Consider the following 14,393-nt stretch of genomic DNA (forward strand, 5'->3'; position numbering starts at 1 on the left):
ACCGTGGTCGTGCCGCTCTACGACGACCTGCCCGGGATCGAAGCCTGCCTGGCCTCCCTTGCCGAGAACGTCGACTTCGCCGTCGACCGTGTTCTCCTGACGAACGACGCCGGGCCTCTCGCCGACGAGATCGAGGCCCGAGTCGGCGAGCTGGTCGGTGATCACGACGGATTCAGCTACCACCGGAACCCGCGGAACCTCGGCTTCGTCGGCAACTGCAACCAGGCCGTCCTGGAGCTCGACTCGACCGGCAACGACGTCTTGCTGCTCAACAGCGACACCGTGACGACGAGGGGCTTCATCGAGGAACTCGCGGCCGTGCTCTCGCTCTCGCCCGATCACGGCATCGTGACCGCGCGTAGCAACAACGCGACGATCGCGAGCCTTCCGCACCGTCTGAGGGATGCCGGATCACCTCGGTCACCCTCGCGGACGCGGCGTACCCACGCCGCAGTGGCCGCCCTCCTGCCGCGATTCACCATCGCCCCCGTAGCCATGGGCTTCTGCTACCTGGTGCGTCGAGAGCTCATCGACCAGTACGGGTTCTTCGACGAGACCTTCGCCCCCGGATACGGCGAGGAGAACGACTTCTGCCTCAGGGTCGGTCTGGACGGACACGCCTCAGTCCTCGCCAACAGGGCGCTGGTGTTCCACGTCGGCTCGACGAGCTTCAGCAGCGACCTGGCACCACGACTGCGCTTCGGACACGAGAAGATCCTGGTCGAGCGGTATCCGTTCTACGTGGCTGCGCAACAGAGGTTCTTCCACCGCGACAGGGATCCGGTCGACACGTTCGCCGACGTCTTCGCGCCGGAGGACGACGCCGTGCGAGTCGCGCTCACGAGCCCCACCACGGCCCGGCCCGACTGGGACGCGCTCGCGCTCGCGCTCGCGAACATCGGACCTGGCATGGAGTGCACGCTGGTCCTGCCGAGACGATGGACGAGAAGAGCTCGTCGGAGGTTCAGGGGTGTCAGCGTGACCGACAGGGCCACGACGCGCGCCGTGTTCGACGTCGCCGTGCACGTGGGCGGGCTCGACGACGTTCCTGCCGCACTCGCCCTGAACGACCTCTCACCCCGGTGGCTGGTCGTGGAAGGGCCCGAAAAGGTGGGGATGTCGTCTGAGGGCGCCCGGTCGTCCGGCGACTCCCCCGTCCACCACGTCCTGGAAGAGTTCGTCGACGCTTCTCCAGGACGAGGCGACCCACGGCCACTCGAGGTCTCCATCACTGCTCTGAGTCGTGCTCGGATCGACGTGGAGCGGCTGCGTCGACGATGGAACGTCGTCATCGAACTCGCAACCGAGGCTGGCGTCATCACGTATCCGCGCCGAGCGAGCGTCCGCCGTAGAGCGGCACTCGCCTTCGCGTCGCGATGGCCCCAGCTCGCCGACTCCACCCGGAAGGCCCTCGGGCGATGAGCACGACCTCGCACGAGACACCGGCCGGCGCCGAGACCGTCTCGAACCAGATCGCCGGATCGACAGGAGAAGAACGATGAGGCACGAAGGCAAGGTCCTCGTATTTCCTGCTTGGAAAGACAACCCGTACCTGAACATGTTGTATCTGGCCCCCCGAGCGGGCGGCCTCGAAACACTCGAGACCACCACACTCGAAGGACTGGTCGCCCGTGCCGGCACGCTCCGCCCCGGCGATGCCCTTCACGTGCACTGGACGTCGCCGGTCGTGCAACGGGCGATCGACATCGACGAAGCTCGCAAGAGGCTCGAGCGGTTCAGGTTGACGCTGGCGGCCGCCAAGCGAGACGGGATCGCCATCGTCTGGACCGTGCACAACGTCCTCCCTCACGACGCGGTGCATCTCGAGGCGGAGATAGAACTGCACAGGATGCTGGCCGACGCCGCGGATCTCGTGCACGTGATGTCAGCTGGCACCGCCCAGATGGCCAGCGAACACTACGACCTGCCCGCCGACAAGACGACCGTCCTGCCCCACCCGAGCTATCAGGGCGTCTACACGAACAACTGGACGACCCAGGAGGCACGCGAGTCTTTCGGGATCGGTGCGTCCGAACGGACGGTGTTGTTCTTCGGCCAGATGCGTCCCTACAAAGGGTTGACCGTCCTCATGGACGCTCTGGCGTCGATGCCCGAGGCCTCGCGCCCCACGCTGCTCATGGCGGGGAAGACCAGCGCCGAGGACGTCGAGATCTTGGACGACCACCTCCCGGCGAACGTCAGGGCCGTGCGTCACCACGAATTCGTCGATGACGCCGACGTCGAGCGATGGTTCCGCGCGGCTGACATAGCCGTCTTCCCGTATCGCAAGGTGCTCAACAGCGGCAGCATCCATCTTGCCGCGACCTTCGGCACCACAGCCGTCATCCCCGGGACGGACCACATGCGCCATGACTTCGGCGCTGAGGACTGGGTGCAGTTCTTCGAACCCGACGATGCAGTGAAGTCACTGGCCGGAGTCCTGGCCGCACCGGAGTCCTATGCGGACGTCGAGGGCGCTGCGCGGCACTTCGCGGACAGGCTTGCCCCCTACCAGGTCTCAGTGCGTTTCGAGCAGGCCCTCCGTGGCGTCCTGACCGCCCCGGGTTCGGCGGCCTGACAGTCGGGCGCCTGCTCTGCGTCCGGCAGTGAGGACTCGGCGCACCATCGTCGGTTTCCGACGGCGCTCGATCACCATTCGCCACCCTTTCTTCCGGTCGCTGAAGACGGCGAGGACGTCTTTGTGGCCCGGTACCGGAAGCGGCATCCTGGCCGAGACGACAGGTACCTTCTTGGAGAAGTCACCGATCGACAGGACGAGCTCCAGCGAGTGACGGCCGGCATGCTGTCTTCCCGGATCTTCGATGTCGACACTCCACGAGGTTCGTCCCGTCTCGACGGGTACCGCATGCCCCACCTGGCCTTTCGACTGCGCGACCAGGTGGAGCTCGGCCGAGACCGGCCGACCCCACACACGGGGCCCTGACATCTCGACACGCCCTTCGTGCAGCCCGACAGCATCGGTCGTCACCGTCGAGATGCTCTGCATCCCCGAGAGGGCGACGACCGCTTCGGCGTCCGCAGCCAGCACGGAACGCCCGAGGGCTCGCGCCAGCCCGACGGGGAGGTTCAGCTCGAGGTCTCGCCCGTCCAGGAGCCCGCTCGTCGCGATCTCACCCACGAGGCCTGACAGGGCCGCGGCACCGATGGAGTCGCCGTCGTGGACGAGCGGGACGATGACGGCCTCAGCCACCAACCTGGGCACGTCGAGGACGAACGACGGCTCGCCGGCGATGGCGTCCGCCAGGACTCGGACTGCGGAGAAGACCGCTCGAAGTCCTTCCACGTCGTAGGCGCCGGTCTCGGCCCTCATCGCAACAGCGCGGGTCAGAGCAAGGGCCGCCGCCGTCTCGTGCACCCGAAGGAGCCCGAAGAGGAGCCGTTTGTGAGCTGCCGCCCGGGCGAAACCCTCCCGAGGCGCCGCATCGAACAGTGCGTCCACGGCCGCCAGGACCTCTGCGGACACGTTCGACCCGTCGAGGCCCAAGAGATATCCATGAAGGTGCACCCACGCGTCGGAGTCGAAGATCAGGGATGAGTACGCCGACATGACCGCGTCGTCGTCGTGCAGGACGATCAGGCGGGCGCATTCCGCTTCTTGGGTCAGGTAACTCACCGACGCCACTTCCGCACCGGCCCGAGCCGTCATCGAGGAGGTGCCAGGACGCTGCCGGTAGAGGTAGACACAGTCCTCGACGACGTCGACGCGACGCGCAGCCAGGTAGGCCTTCGTCATGGGGACGATGTCGTTCGACCGGGGCACCTCCGGGAACGTGATGCCGTTGTCCGTCAGCAAGGACCGTCGGAACAGCTTGTTCCAGCACGCTCGCCCGCGGATGAGGGACGGCTCGCTCGCGAACGGCACCGAGTTCCGCTGTGAACGATGCCCCGGCCAGTTCTTCGTGGGGTTCCACGTGGAGGTCGTCGAGAACTTCAGATAATCCCCGAACACGATGTCGGAGCCCGAGTTCTCAGCAGATTCGACCATGGCGACGTAGGCACCGTGCGGGACGATGTCGTCCCCGTCTGCGAACACGATGTATCGCCCTGCGGAGGACGCGACGCCGATGTTCCTGGCCGTGGCACCCCCCGCGTCCCTGGCCTCGATCAACCTCACGCGCGGATCGAGGTCCGCCCGACGGCGCACCCGCTCGAGGGTCCCGTCGACGGAGTGGTCGTCGACGACGATGACCTCCATGCCCGGCAGCCCCTGCGCCAGGACGCTCGTCAGCAACTCGTCGATCCACGGCTCGACGTTGTGGGTGGGGATGACGACGGAGAGCAGGGTCCCGTCTCTGTCGACAGGCGCCGACCCGATCAGTGGATCGACGACGAGAGAGAGTGAGTTCACGGCCGGACCCCCCGTTGAGGCTCGTGGTGCAGGACGAGATGTCCTCTGGTCGTCCGATCGACCCGGTAGGCAGTTCCGTCACCGAGGCCCCAGCGATTGAAACTGAGATCGGGGGGAACGTCGACCGGAACGACCACCTCGCCGTGGATCGGGGTCGACAAGCTCCACAGGACCGCGCTCACGCCCTCTGGCAACCGGGCGACGTCCACGCGACATTCCCAGGTCATCGTGCCGGTCGACTCGTCGACGTCGAGGACCGAGAACGGGATGGTCGTGGACGAGAGCTGTTCGCCCTCGGCATCGTGCGCCACGGCCTCGACGATCGCGTCGGTCGCCCACCAGGCGGTGTCCGGAAGTGTGGTCCGGCCACCCAGGACGAGCACGCCGTCGTCACCGGCGCGATGGACATCCAGGAGGAGGACCCTGTGGCCGGGCCGCGATGCCAAGGCGTTGCGTCGGAGTTCCGGGGTGAATCCAAGTTCGGCCAACTTGACGGCGCGAGAATACCGCGGGTCGACATCGGCGAGGGCTCCGTCGCGCCGAGTGGCCTGGAACTCGGCGAGTACGACAGCCAACGACTCGGGTGCGAATCGATCCGCGTCATGTGCGAGTGCTCGGAGGACGATCCGCTCGGCGAGGTGTTCTGCAGCGTCCGTCTCGAAGGGAGTCACGGCGCTCCGTCGGAGGTCGCTGACGTCGGACACGACGTCCGTGATGCCGCGGCCCGAGCTGCCCCCCTTCCGACGTTCGACCGCTCCTGGACGATCTTCGGCCCAGAGGTCCACGGGGAACGCCTCGACGAGTGCAGAGGAGGACCAACCGTCGATCGGCGCGGCGCCCCCGAGCCGTATCGCCTCGTCGACATCGGTCGCTGCTGCAATGCCGTGACGACCTGTCCCGGCGTAGTAGTCGACGTACTTCATCGGATGCTCGGCTTCCGGGGCCACGAGCCGTGCCGGCACGCCGAGGGACTCGGCGATCACGATGCCGTGCAGAGACGACCCGACCACGAGGTCGGCAGACGCGATGGCGCGCACGACCTCCCACACCGGCCCACGTGGTGACACGACCCGATCGTCGCCCACCAGCTGGCCCTCATCGTGCAGGTTGGGGACGATGACCACCTGTCGAACTTTCTGCTCTGCCCACGACCTGGTCTCGGGGAACAGCTCCGGGAGCAAGAGAGCTGGATCGCCGTAGACCTCGGGAACGTCGAGACCAGCGGCCTCGAGCAGCAGACGCGAATACGGTCCCCGCACCGCGCGCACATCGAGGTCGGGCAGATCTGAACGGTGCTCATTGAGCTTCGCGTTGAACCCAGCGCCCCAGACGACATCGCCCGGACGGCCGAAGTGCATGATCGAGCCGACCGCGAGAAGTCGCGGTCCTGCCGGATCGAAGTCGACGGCAGGCCCAGGCATCAGACGCGAAGCGATGATCGGGCCCAACAGGTCCCCGAAGTTGTCGACTCGGCCGCTGACGGTGACGCCATCGTCTCGCCGGGGATTCCACCGGACGATCGAGACACCGCCCACGCGATCAGAGAGATCATCCACGGGCATCGACCTTACCCGAGAGCGGGTGCCCCGACCCTTCCCTCAGGCCCTGGTCGCGTCTTCCACAGCCGCGACCAGGTAGGGCCCCAGCGTCTTGCTGAACGTCGCGGTGATGTGGTGCAGATCCCGGTAGGCGATGACGCCGCCGATGACGATCGGGCACGAGTCCGCCGTGCAGAAGTGGTCCCTCAAGTCGATCACAGGCAACCCTTCGTCCCGTGCAGCGTGGACGATGTCGTCTCCGGCATCCGATGCGGCGGACTCGGGAGCAGCACAGCTCGTCGGTTCGACGCCGGGCCGCGGAGAGACGACACAGTCGAGGTCGGCCTGCGAGATGAGCGGATTGTCCTGGATCGCGACCACCTGTGTGCCACGAGCGCGCGCGTCGGTCCAGACCTCGACGTAGGCGTCTCTGGTCTTCTCCGACACGGCAGCCCGGCGTGCAGGATCGTGCCGGGCGGTGGTGAGCACGATGTCGTAGTCGCCCTCCGCGAGGTGTTCGTCGAGTGCCGTCAGGTAAGCCTCTTGGGCGCTGCCAGGCTCTGCCGACGCAGGGTCACGCCACGAACCGTCGTTGCCCACCAGGACGTCGAGACGCCACCCCATCTGGGACGCACGATCGCGCAGCCCAGGGATCAGCATGGCCGCGTGGGAGTCCCCGACGAGAGCGACCCGTGTGGCATCCGGAGCGGTGGAACCGAAAGAACAGGACGTGTTCAGCTCGGGATCGTCCTGAGGGCGGTAACAGGAGAACGCCCCGCCCGTGTCCTCGTACAGCGAGGCAGGGTCGGGAAGCAATGCAGCCGCCGGATCCACCGTGCACCCGGACTCGACGAGAGCGCCCGCTCCGAAGCACCGCTCCCCGCTGGCCAACGCGTCGTCGATCGCAGCGACGCTCTGCTCGCGGCTGTCCGCCGTGTAGATCGTCCCTGCAACGGGAAGGAGCATCGCGAGCGCCATCGATGCTCCGACGGCGAGGAACGTCCAGCGAGGTCGGCGGATCGTCAGCGCGGGGAGCGACCGCACCCTGTCCTCGATCAGTTTCTTCGTCAGCGCTGCGAGCACCAGGGTGGCGACGAAGATGAGCGCCTTGTCGATGGTCGTCAGGTCGCGCCCCGTGGCGAAGGGGACGAGGACGATGACGGGCCAGTGCCACAGGTAGAACGAGTAGGACACATCGCCGAGTCTCTGGACGGGCGGCAAGGAGACGATGCGCGTGGGCGACCACCACAGGCGAGGGCTGCCACCGGCAACCACCATCAAGGTGCCCACGACCGGTACCAGGGCAGTCGCGCCGGGGAAGGCGATGCTGCCGTCGAAAGACGCGATGGCGACCACGACGAGCACCCAGCCCGTCCAGGACATCCACGTCCGGGCCATGTCGTTCACGAACGGTGGCCGACTTCCGAGAAGGGCGACCAATCCGCCAGCCGCGAATTCCCACGCGCGGATGTGGGTGCCGAAGTACGCCAGCGACGGCGCCGTGGACGTCGTCAGCACGCTCGCGACCAGCGACGTCGCGAAGATCACCGCGATGAGCAGGCCGACGACCTGGCTCGCCCTCCACCGCCGGGAACGCGTGGCCACCAGGGCACCGATCGCGATGAGGACGGGCCAGAGGAGGTAGAACTGCTCCTCGACGCCGAGGGACCAGAAGTGCTGGACCGGGGTGGGCGCGTTCTCCGCAGCCAGGTAGTCGACCGCGTCTCCTGCGAGCAACCAGTTCTCGACGTAGAGAACGCTGGCGCCGATGGCGCGGAAGAACTGTTGCCAGAGGGCACGGGGAACCACGAGGAGGACTGCCACCGACGTGGCCACGAGAACGACGAGAGAAGCAGGCAGCAGGCGGCGCGCCCTCCGGGCCCAGAACGTCGTGATGCGGACCGACCCGTGGGTCTCGACTTCCCTGAGGAGATGTGCGGTGATGAGGAACCCGGAGACGGCGAAGAACATGTCGACACCGACGAAGCCGCCGGGCATGCGCAGGGGCCAGAGGTGGTAAAGGACGACCGCGGCGACCGCGACGGCCCGGAGAGCCTGGATCTCGGGCCGGATTCCGCGCACGATCTCGACGGGCGCCGCAGGATGCGACAGGCCGTCGGGGGTCGCTCGCCGCATCTCTCTCGTCTGCACAGCGGGACTGTAGCAACGATGCCACGGATGTGGTCACCGACCTCCCGGAGATGCCATGGCACGAGCGCCCCTAAGCTGTCGGGATGTCGAATTACTCCGTGTTCGTGGCTGACGCCGCTCGAGCGGTCAAGCTTCGAGCTTGGCTCGAAGCCGAGGCTGCCGAGACGGAGGTCCTGGTCACCGACCTGAGCCGAGGCCGCGTCTTGTTCCTCGTCGCACGGAACGTGGCGCACGGCAAGCACGGGCGTCACTTCTTCACCGGGACCGTCGTGAGCCCGCGGCACGGACGCATCGCCTTCGGTGTCGAGGCCTGGAACAGGTTGCCGGGCCGCGTGCGACGTGACGACCAGCTCGAGGGCGAGTTCGTCGCGACCGACTGGAACCGGCGACGCGTCCGGGTCCGGCGCGACGTCTTCGCCAACACGGCACTGCTGCACACCACGGGGCCCGGGGTGGTCGGCATCTCCGACTCCCTGCTGGTCCTCAAGTCACTCCGTGACCACCTCGGTCTGCCCGTCACCCAGAACGCCCAGGTCCTGCTCGGTCGCTCCCTCACCAACAGTCACAGTGCGCAGCAGATGTCGGGCGACACCTACGTCGACGAGATCCTGTTCGTCCCCGCAGGGCGCCATGCGGAAGTCTCCCTCTCCCGTCTCGACGTCGCCGAGACCGGGACCGGCATGGCGGGCCGCGTCGTCCATGGCTCCCGGTCCAACCCGAAGGGCCTCGAGACCTGGGCCGGCTTCGCCGTCGGCGCCGTCCGTGCACTCGCCGAGATGCCAGGTGACCGCCTCGGGATGGGCCTGAGCCACGCCGCCGGATCACGGGTGCTGCTCGCCGCGGCGGCCCGGGCCGAGGTCCTCGACCGCATCGATCTGTGGTCGACGTCGACGAACTCGGCCGACGTCCGCTCCGCCGCCGCCCTCGCCGCCAGCGTGGACTCACGGCTGGTCCGCTCGGCCGGCGAGGACCAGGACGAGGCGCTCGATCTCACCCATTGGGCGGCCAGCTCGCTGGGCATCAGGGACGCCTTCACCCCACGGCCGACGAGGAGCGACACGTCGTCCTCGTCGCTCTACGGCACCCACGCCGAGGTGGTGTCCGGATCGTGGGGATGGACTGGCCTGAAGGCTCAGCTGGTCGAGTTCTCCGCGCTGGCGCCACTCAGGCGGACGTCCTACGCGAACCAGGTCGCGAAGGGCATCCGACGCGCAGGTGCCGAGACCGGTTGGGCGGACGCGTCCGAGATCCAGTACCTCTCGCACCGTGCGGGTCTCTCCGATGCCGGCCGGACCTCGGTCTCCATGACCAACATCCGACTCCTGCAGTCGCTGGAGCTCGCGCGCTGGGCTCACGGACGCACGGACTCCGGACGCGGCATCAAGGACAGGCAGGACGCCACGTTCCGGGGAGCAGCCGATCCCCTCGAGACGCTCGTGGGCATGTTGGCCCCGACCCTCGGGAAGGGCGCCGCTCCGACCGGAGGCGCTGCACGGCTGCTTCCCGATTCGGCGATCGTCCGTGTCCACGTCGACGGTGCGCGTCATGACGTCCCTGACGGAGGCACCGATCTCGGACGGTCCGTCGCGAAGCTGCACGGCTACGATCTCGGATCGGAAGCGGAAGACGTCCTGGCTCTCGCGCACGCGGGCGTCCAGGCGATCCGTGACGAGGCTGCCCGCAGAATGTTCAACGAGGTCGTCGACAATGCCCGCTGGCGGGTCGAGACCCAAGGACTACCACTTCGTCAGGCCGGTCCGTCCGTGGCGAAAGCCCTCTCCATGGCGATGTTCCTGCGCTGATCGCGCAGCCATCGACGAACCACCCTGACGCCCCATCCTCCGAGCAAAGGAACAGCAGTGAAAATCCTCGTCACCGGCGGCGCCGGCTTCATCGGCTCCAACTTCGTCCGTCGCACCCTCGAAGACGCCTACCCGGGGCTCGAGGGTGCCGAGGTGGTCGTGCTCGACGCCCTGACCTACTCGGGCAACGAGGCCAACCTGGCGAGCGTGGCCGACTCCCCCCGCTACTCCTTCGTGCAGGGCGACATCCGTGACGGCGCGCTGCTCGACACGCTCTTCCCCGAGGTCGACGCCGTCGTGCACTTCGCGGCCGAGTCGCACGTCGACCGCTCCGTCCGCGACGCGTCGATCTTCGTCGAGACCAACGTGCTCGGCACCCAGCAGCTGCTCGACGCCGCCCTGCGCAACGACCTGAAGCGCTTCGTGCACGTCTCGACCGACGAGGTGTACGGCTCGATCGCCGAGGGCTCGTGGGCCGAGGACCGCCCGCTCGAGCCGAACTCGCCGTACTCGGCCTCGAAGGCCGGCAGCGACCTGCTCGCCCGCAGCTACCACCGCACGCACGGCCTGAACGTGTCGATCACGCGCTGCAGCAACAACTACGGCCCGTACCACTTCCCCGAGAAGGTCATCCCCCTCTTCGTCACGAACCTGATCGACGACCGCCACGTCCCCCTCTACGGGGAAGGCAACAACATCCGCGACTGGCTGCACGTCGACGACCACACCCGCGGCATCGCCATGGTGCTCGTGGGCGGCCGCGCCGGCGAGATCTACAACATCGGCGGCGGCACCGAGCTCACCAACAAAGAGCTCACCGAGATGCTGCTCGAGGCGACGGGCAAGGACTGGTCGTACGTCGACCGCGTCCAGGACCGCCTCGGTCACGACCTGCGCTACTCGGTCGACATCTCGAAGATCCGCGACGAGCTCGGTTACGAGCCGCAGGTCCCCTTCGGCCAGGGGCTGGCCGACGTCGTGCAGTGGTACCGCGACAACCGCGAGTGGTGGCAGCCCCTCAAAGAACGCGCCGCCCTCTGATGGCGGTGCGCCAGAACGCCCGGTACCTGGTCACCGGGGCGCGCGGCATGCTCGGGTCCGACCTCGCCGAGGCACTCTTCGGCCGTGACGTGACCCTGCTCTCGCGCGCCGACCTCGACGTGACCGACCGCGACGCCGTGTTCGACGCCGTGCGGGGCCACGACGTCGTCGTCAACGCCGCCGCCTACACCGCCGTCGACGCCGCCGAGACCGACGAAGACACCGCCCGAGCCGTCAACGGCACCGCCGTCGGCCTGCTCGCCGAGGCGACGGCGGCACACGGCGCCAAGCTCGTCACGATCTCGACGGACTACGTCTTCGCCGGCGACGCCACCGAGCCCTACGCCGAGGACGCATCCCTCGCCCCCCTCGGCGCCTACGGCCGCACGAAGGCCCTCGGCGAACGGCTGGCGCGCGAGGGCAACCCCGACGGCAGCTACGTGGTGCGGACGGCTTGGCTCTACGGCCGACACGGCGCGAACTTCCCGAAGACGATGCTGAAACTGGCGGCCGACCGCGACACGCTCTCGGTCGTCGCCGACCAGGTGGGGCAGCCCACGTGGACTCTCGACCTGGCCCACCAGATCGTCGCCCTGCTCGACTCCGACGCCCCGGCCGGCACCTACCACGGCACCAACGAGGGCAGCGTCAGCTGGTTCGAGTTCGCCCGCGCGGTCTTCGAGGAGTCCGGTCTCGACGCTGCTAGGGTCGAGCCGACCGACAGCTCGACGTTCGTCCGCCCCGCCCCGAGACCGAGCTACAGCGTGCTCGGTCACGACGCATGGCGCCGAGCGGGGCTCACCCCGATGCGTCCATGGAGACAAGCCTTGTCCGAGGCCGCCAACACGGGAGTCCTGCATAACGATGACAACGCTTCGAGTGGTCGTTGACCAGATCCTCGCACCCGTACCCGGCGGCATCGGGCGTTACACCGAAGAGATCACCCGCGCACTGATCCGCACCGCCCCGAGCGGCTGCACCGTCGAGGGGGTCGTCGCGGCGCACCCCCAGGCCGACTACGACCGACTGAACGACTGCCTGCCCGGCTTGTCGCACCTGACCAAGACCCTGGTCGGGCGGCGAGAGCTCTCGGTCGCCTGGCAGACCGGCATGGTCGGCCCGAGCGGTCGCGGCATGGTGCACGCCACGAGCCTGATGGCCCCGCTGCGGCGGCACGACCGTCAGCTCGACCCCAGCACGCAGACCGTGGTCACCATCCACGACACCGTCCCGTGGACGAACCCTGAGACCCTCACCCCCCGAGGCGTCAGCTGGCACAAGGCCATGACCAAGCGGGCCCACAAGTACGCCGACGCCGTCGTCGTCCCCACCCACGCCGTGGCCCGTGACCTCGGCGAGTGGTTCGACTTCGGCGACCGCATCCGCGTCATCGGCGGGGCCGTCAGCGACGCCCTCGCCGTCCCCGACGACGCCGACGAAGTCGCCGACGCCTTCGACCTGCCCGAGCGCTACCTCCTCAGCGTGGGCACCGTCGAGCCCCGGAAGGGCATCGAGCCCCTCATCCAGGCCCTCGCGCACCCCGACGCCCCCGACCTGCCCCTGCTCATCGTCGGCCCCGAGGGCTGGGGCGACGTCCACGTCGCCGACATCGTCGAGAAGGCCGGCCTCGCGCCCGACCGCGTCCGCACCCTCGGCTTCGTCTCGGACTCCCAGATCGCCGTGCTCTACCAGCGCGCCGCCGCCTTCGTCTTCCCGAGCCTGGCCGAGGGCTTCGGGCTGCCCGTCGTCGAGGCCCTGAGCTTCGGCACCCCGACCATCGTGTCGGACGCCCCGGCTCTCGTCGAGGTCGCCGCCGACGCCGCCGTCGTCGTGCCCCGCGACGACCCCGAGGGCTACCCCGAGCGCCTCGCGCAGGCGATGTTCCAGGTCGTGAACGACCTCGAGCTCTCGTCCCGCCTCGGCATCGCCGGTCTCGACCGAGCACGCGCCTTCAGCTGGACCGACTCCGCCGACAAGGTCTGGCAGCTGCACGCCGATCTCTAGGCGTCCGTGAGGTCACGACCCGCGCCTCCTCGGCGTCGACGACGCGCGCGTCGCGGGTGACGCCCGGCAGCAGGCCAGGGCCGACAGGCTCAGGAGGCACGGGTCACCGCGCGTCCGGAGGTGCCGACGAGCGTCGGCGGGCTCAGGAGGCGCGGGTCACCCCACCGACGGAGGGTCGGGTCAGCCGGCGGGCGCCACGGCCGTGGCCGCCGCGACGTCGGCGTGGATGACCGTGTAGTCGGGGTAGACGTTCGAGTAGGTCGGCGGGACGATCTCGAGGTCGGTGACCTGCTGGTCCTTCGCCTTGAGCGCGAGCTCGACGAAGGCCGTCAGGGCGCCCTGCGGGATGTCGGTGTCGACGGTCTGTGCCCCCGCGGACGCGACCGACTGGAACTTCGTCAGGACGGTCGCCGGCTGGAACTGCGTCAGCAGCGCCTGCTGCACCTCACGCTGGCGGGCCATGCGGTGGTAGTCGTCGGACCCGTGACGGGCCCGGGCGTACCAGAGGGCGTGGTAGCCGTCGAGCTTCTGCACGCCCGGCTCGATCCACCCGTCGACGTTCGTCGGCTGGCCGTTCGCGTCGACGCCGCCGTTGATGGGCAGGCGACCCTCGGTGTTGTCGACGGTGATGCCGCCCAGCGCGTCGATCAGGTCGACGAACCCCTGCATGTCGATCAGCACGTAGTACTGCAGCGTCAGACCGGTCACGCCCTCGACGGCGTCGCGCATGGCCTCGACGCCGGGGTTGCTGCCCTTCGCCTCGGCGTCGGGGTAGAGGTCGGGGTGTTCTTCACCGTAGGTGTAGAGGTAGCTCACCAGGCAGTCGTCGCCGCAGGTATAGCCGTCGGGGTAGGCCCCGTAGAGCGGGGAGCCCTCGCTGAAGGGCGCGTTGTACAGGTTTCGGGGGATGCCCACGATGGTGGTGGCACCGGTCTCGGCGTCGATGCTCGCCACCGAGATGCTGTCGGGGCGGAGGCCGGTCCGGTCGGACCCGGCGTCGCCGCCCAGCAGCAAGATGTTGTACCGCCCGTCGACCGGCGCGGCCGCCGCCTGCTGCGACGTGAAGAGGCTGTTGAGCAGCCCGTGCTGGACACCGCTGAGATAGGCGCCCCAGGCCGCGGGGCCGACGGTGGCCACCAGCAGCAGCACCATGACGCCCGCCAGGAGGCCCCGAGCCGACGGCGCCGTGCGGATGATCCTGATCAGCCGGAGGGTGTCGAGGGTGAGCACGAGCCAGAGCACGGCGTAGTAGACCAAGAAGATCTGCACGGCGGTGAGGGCGACGACGTTCGTGGCGACGTCGAACAGGGGCGTCCGCCAGAACAGCGCCAGGGCGACCGTCACGAGCGCGACCGCCCAGAAGACCAGGGTCGAGGCGAGGCCCCAGCGACCGAGTCGACGACTGCCGGCCAGCACCTGCGCCGACCCGGGGATCACGACGTTCATCAGAACCAGCGTCCACGCCCGGCGGGTCATGAACGGCGCCGA

At 68.5% G+C, this 14,393-nt stretch carries 10 protein-coding genes; 6 read left to right on the forward strand and 4 right to left on the reverse strand.

Features of this window, described 5'->3' with window-relative positions; genetic code table 11:
- Positions 1–9: 9 nt before the first annotated feature.
- Positions 10–1,422 (forward strand): glycosyltransferase family 2 protein, encoded by a 1,413-nt coding sequence (locus tag ITJ55_RS04625; protein WP_194594275.1) that lies wholly within the window; start codon positions 10–12, stop codon positions 1,420–1,422.
- Positions 1,423–1,498: 76 nt separating this feature from the next.
- A complete protein-coding gene (locus tag ITJ55_RS04630) occupies positions 1,499–2,578 on the forward strand; it encodes a glycosyltransferase (protein WP_194594276.1) in 1,080 nt (359 codons plus the stop codon).
- Here the strand turns inward: ITJ55_RS04630 and ITJ55_RS04635 are convergent.
- The 3 genes from ITJ55_RS04635 to ITJ55_RS04645 are packed head-to-tail and all read right to left on the reverse strand — an operon-like array spanning position 2,519 to position 8,058.
- Positions 2,519–4,369 carry a glycosyltransferase family 2 protein gene (locus ITJ55_RS04635; RefSeq protein ID WP_194594277.1) on the reverse strand — a complete coding sequence of 617 codons (1,851 nt, stop codon included), beginning with the start codon at positions 4,367–4,369 and terminating at the stop codon, positions 2,519–2,521. The genes ITJ55_RS04630 and ITJ55_RS04635 overlap by 60 nt on opposite strands.
- Complete coding sequence (locus ITJ55_RS04640) at positions 4,366–5,925, reverse strand: polysaccharide pyruvyl transferase family protein (protein WP_194594278.1); 1,560 nt, start codon at positions 5,923–5,925, stop codon at positions 4,366–4,368. Before ITJ55_RS04640 ends, ITJ55_RS04635 begins: the two co-directional genes overlap by 4 nt.
- Before the next feature lie 42 nt (positions 5,926–5,967).
- Positions 5,968–8,058 carry an acyltransferase family protein gene (locus tag ITJ55_RS04645; protein ID WP_194594279.1) on the reverse strand — a complete coding sequence of 697 codons (2,091 nt, stop codon included), beginning with the start codon at positions 8,056–8,058 and terminating at the stop codon, positions 5,968–5,970.
- A gap of 83 nt (positions 8,059–8,141) precedes the next feature.
- Here ITJ55_RS04645 and ITJ55_RS04650 point away from each other — a divergent pair, with 83 nt between their 5' ends.
- The 4 genes from ITJ55_RS04650 to ITJ55_RS04665 are packed head-to-tail and all read left to right on the forward strand — an operon-like array spanning position 8,142 to position 12,905.
- Complete coding sequence (locus ITJ55_RS04650; RefSeq protein ID WP_194594280.1) at positions 8,142–9,860, forward strand: hypothetical protein; 1,719 nt, start codon at positions 8,142–8,144, stop codon at positions 9,858–9,860.
- 57 nt (positions 9,861–9,917) lie between these two features.
- On the forward strand, positions 9,918–10,901 hold the full coding sequence (rfbB, locus tag ITJ55_RS04655) for a dTDP-glucose 4,6-dehydratase (RefSeq protein ID WP_194594281.1): 984 nt from the start codon (positions 9,918–9,920) through the stop codon (positions 10,899–10,901).
- Positions 10,901–11,791: a dTDP-4-dehydrorhamnose reductase gene (gene rfbD, locus ITJ55_RS04660; RefSeq protein ID WP_194594282.1), complete on the forward strand. Its 891-nt coding sequence runs from the start codon at positions 10,901–10,903 to the stop codon at positions 11,789–11,791. The genes rfbB and rfbD overlap by 1 nt, the downstream gene beginning before the upstream one ends.
- Entirely contained in the window at positions 11,781–12,905 is a 1,125-nt protein-coding gene (locus tag ITJ55_RS04665; RefSeq protein ID WP_370544014.1) for a glycosyltransferase family 4 protein, read from the forward strand. The genes rfbD and ITJ55_RS04665 overlap by 11 nt, the downstream gene beginning before the upstream one ends.
- Positions 12,906–13,085: 180 nt before the next feature.
- Here ITJ55_RS04665 and ITJ55_RS04670 read toward each other — a convergent pair whose 3' ends face one another.
- Positions 13,086–14,351 carry an LCP family protein gene (locus tag ITJ55_RS04670; RefSeq protein WP_228497568.1) on the reverse strand — a complete coding sequence of 422 codons (1,266 nt, stop codon included), beginning with the start codon at positions 14,349–14,351 and terminating at the stop codon, positions 13,086–13,088.
- Positions 14,352–14,393: the final 42 nt, after the last annotated feature.

Source organism: Frigoribacterium sp. VKM Ac-1396 (assembly GCF_015350895.1).
GTDB lineage: Bacteria > Actinomycetota > Actinomycetes > Actinomycetales > Microbacteriaceae > Frigoribacterium.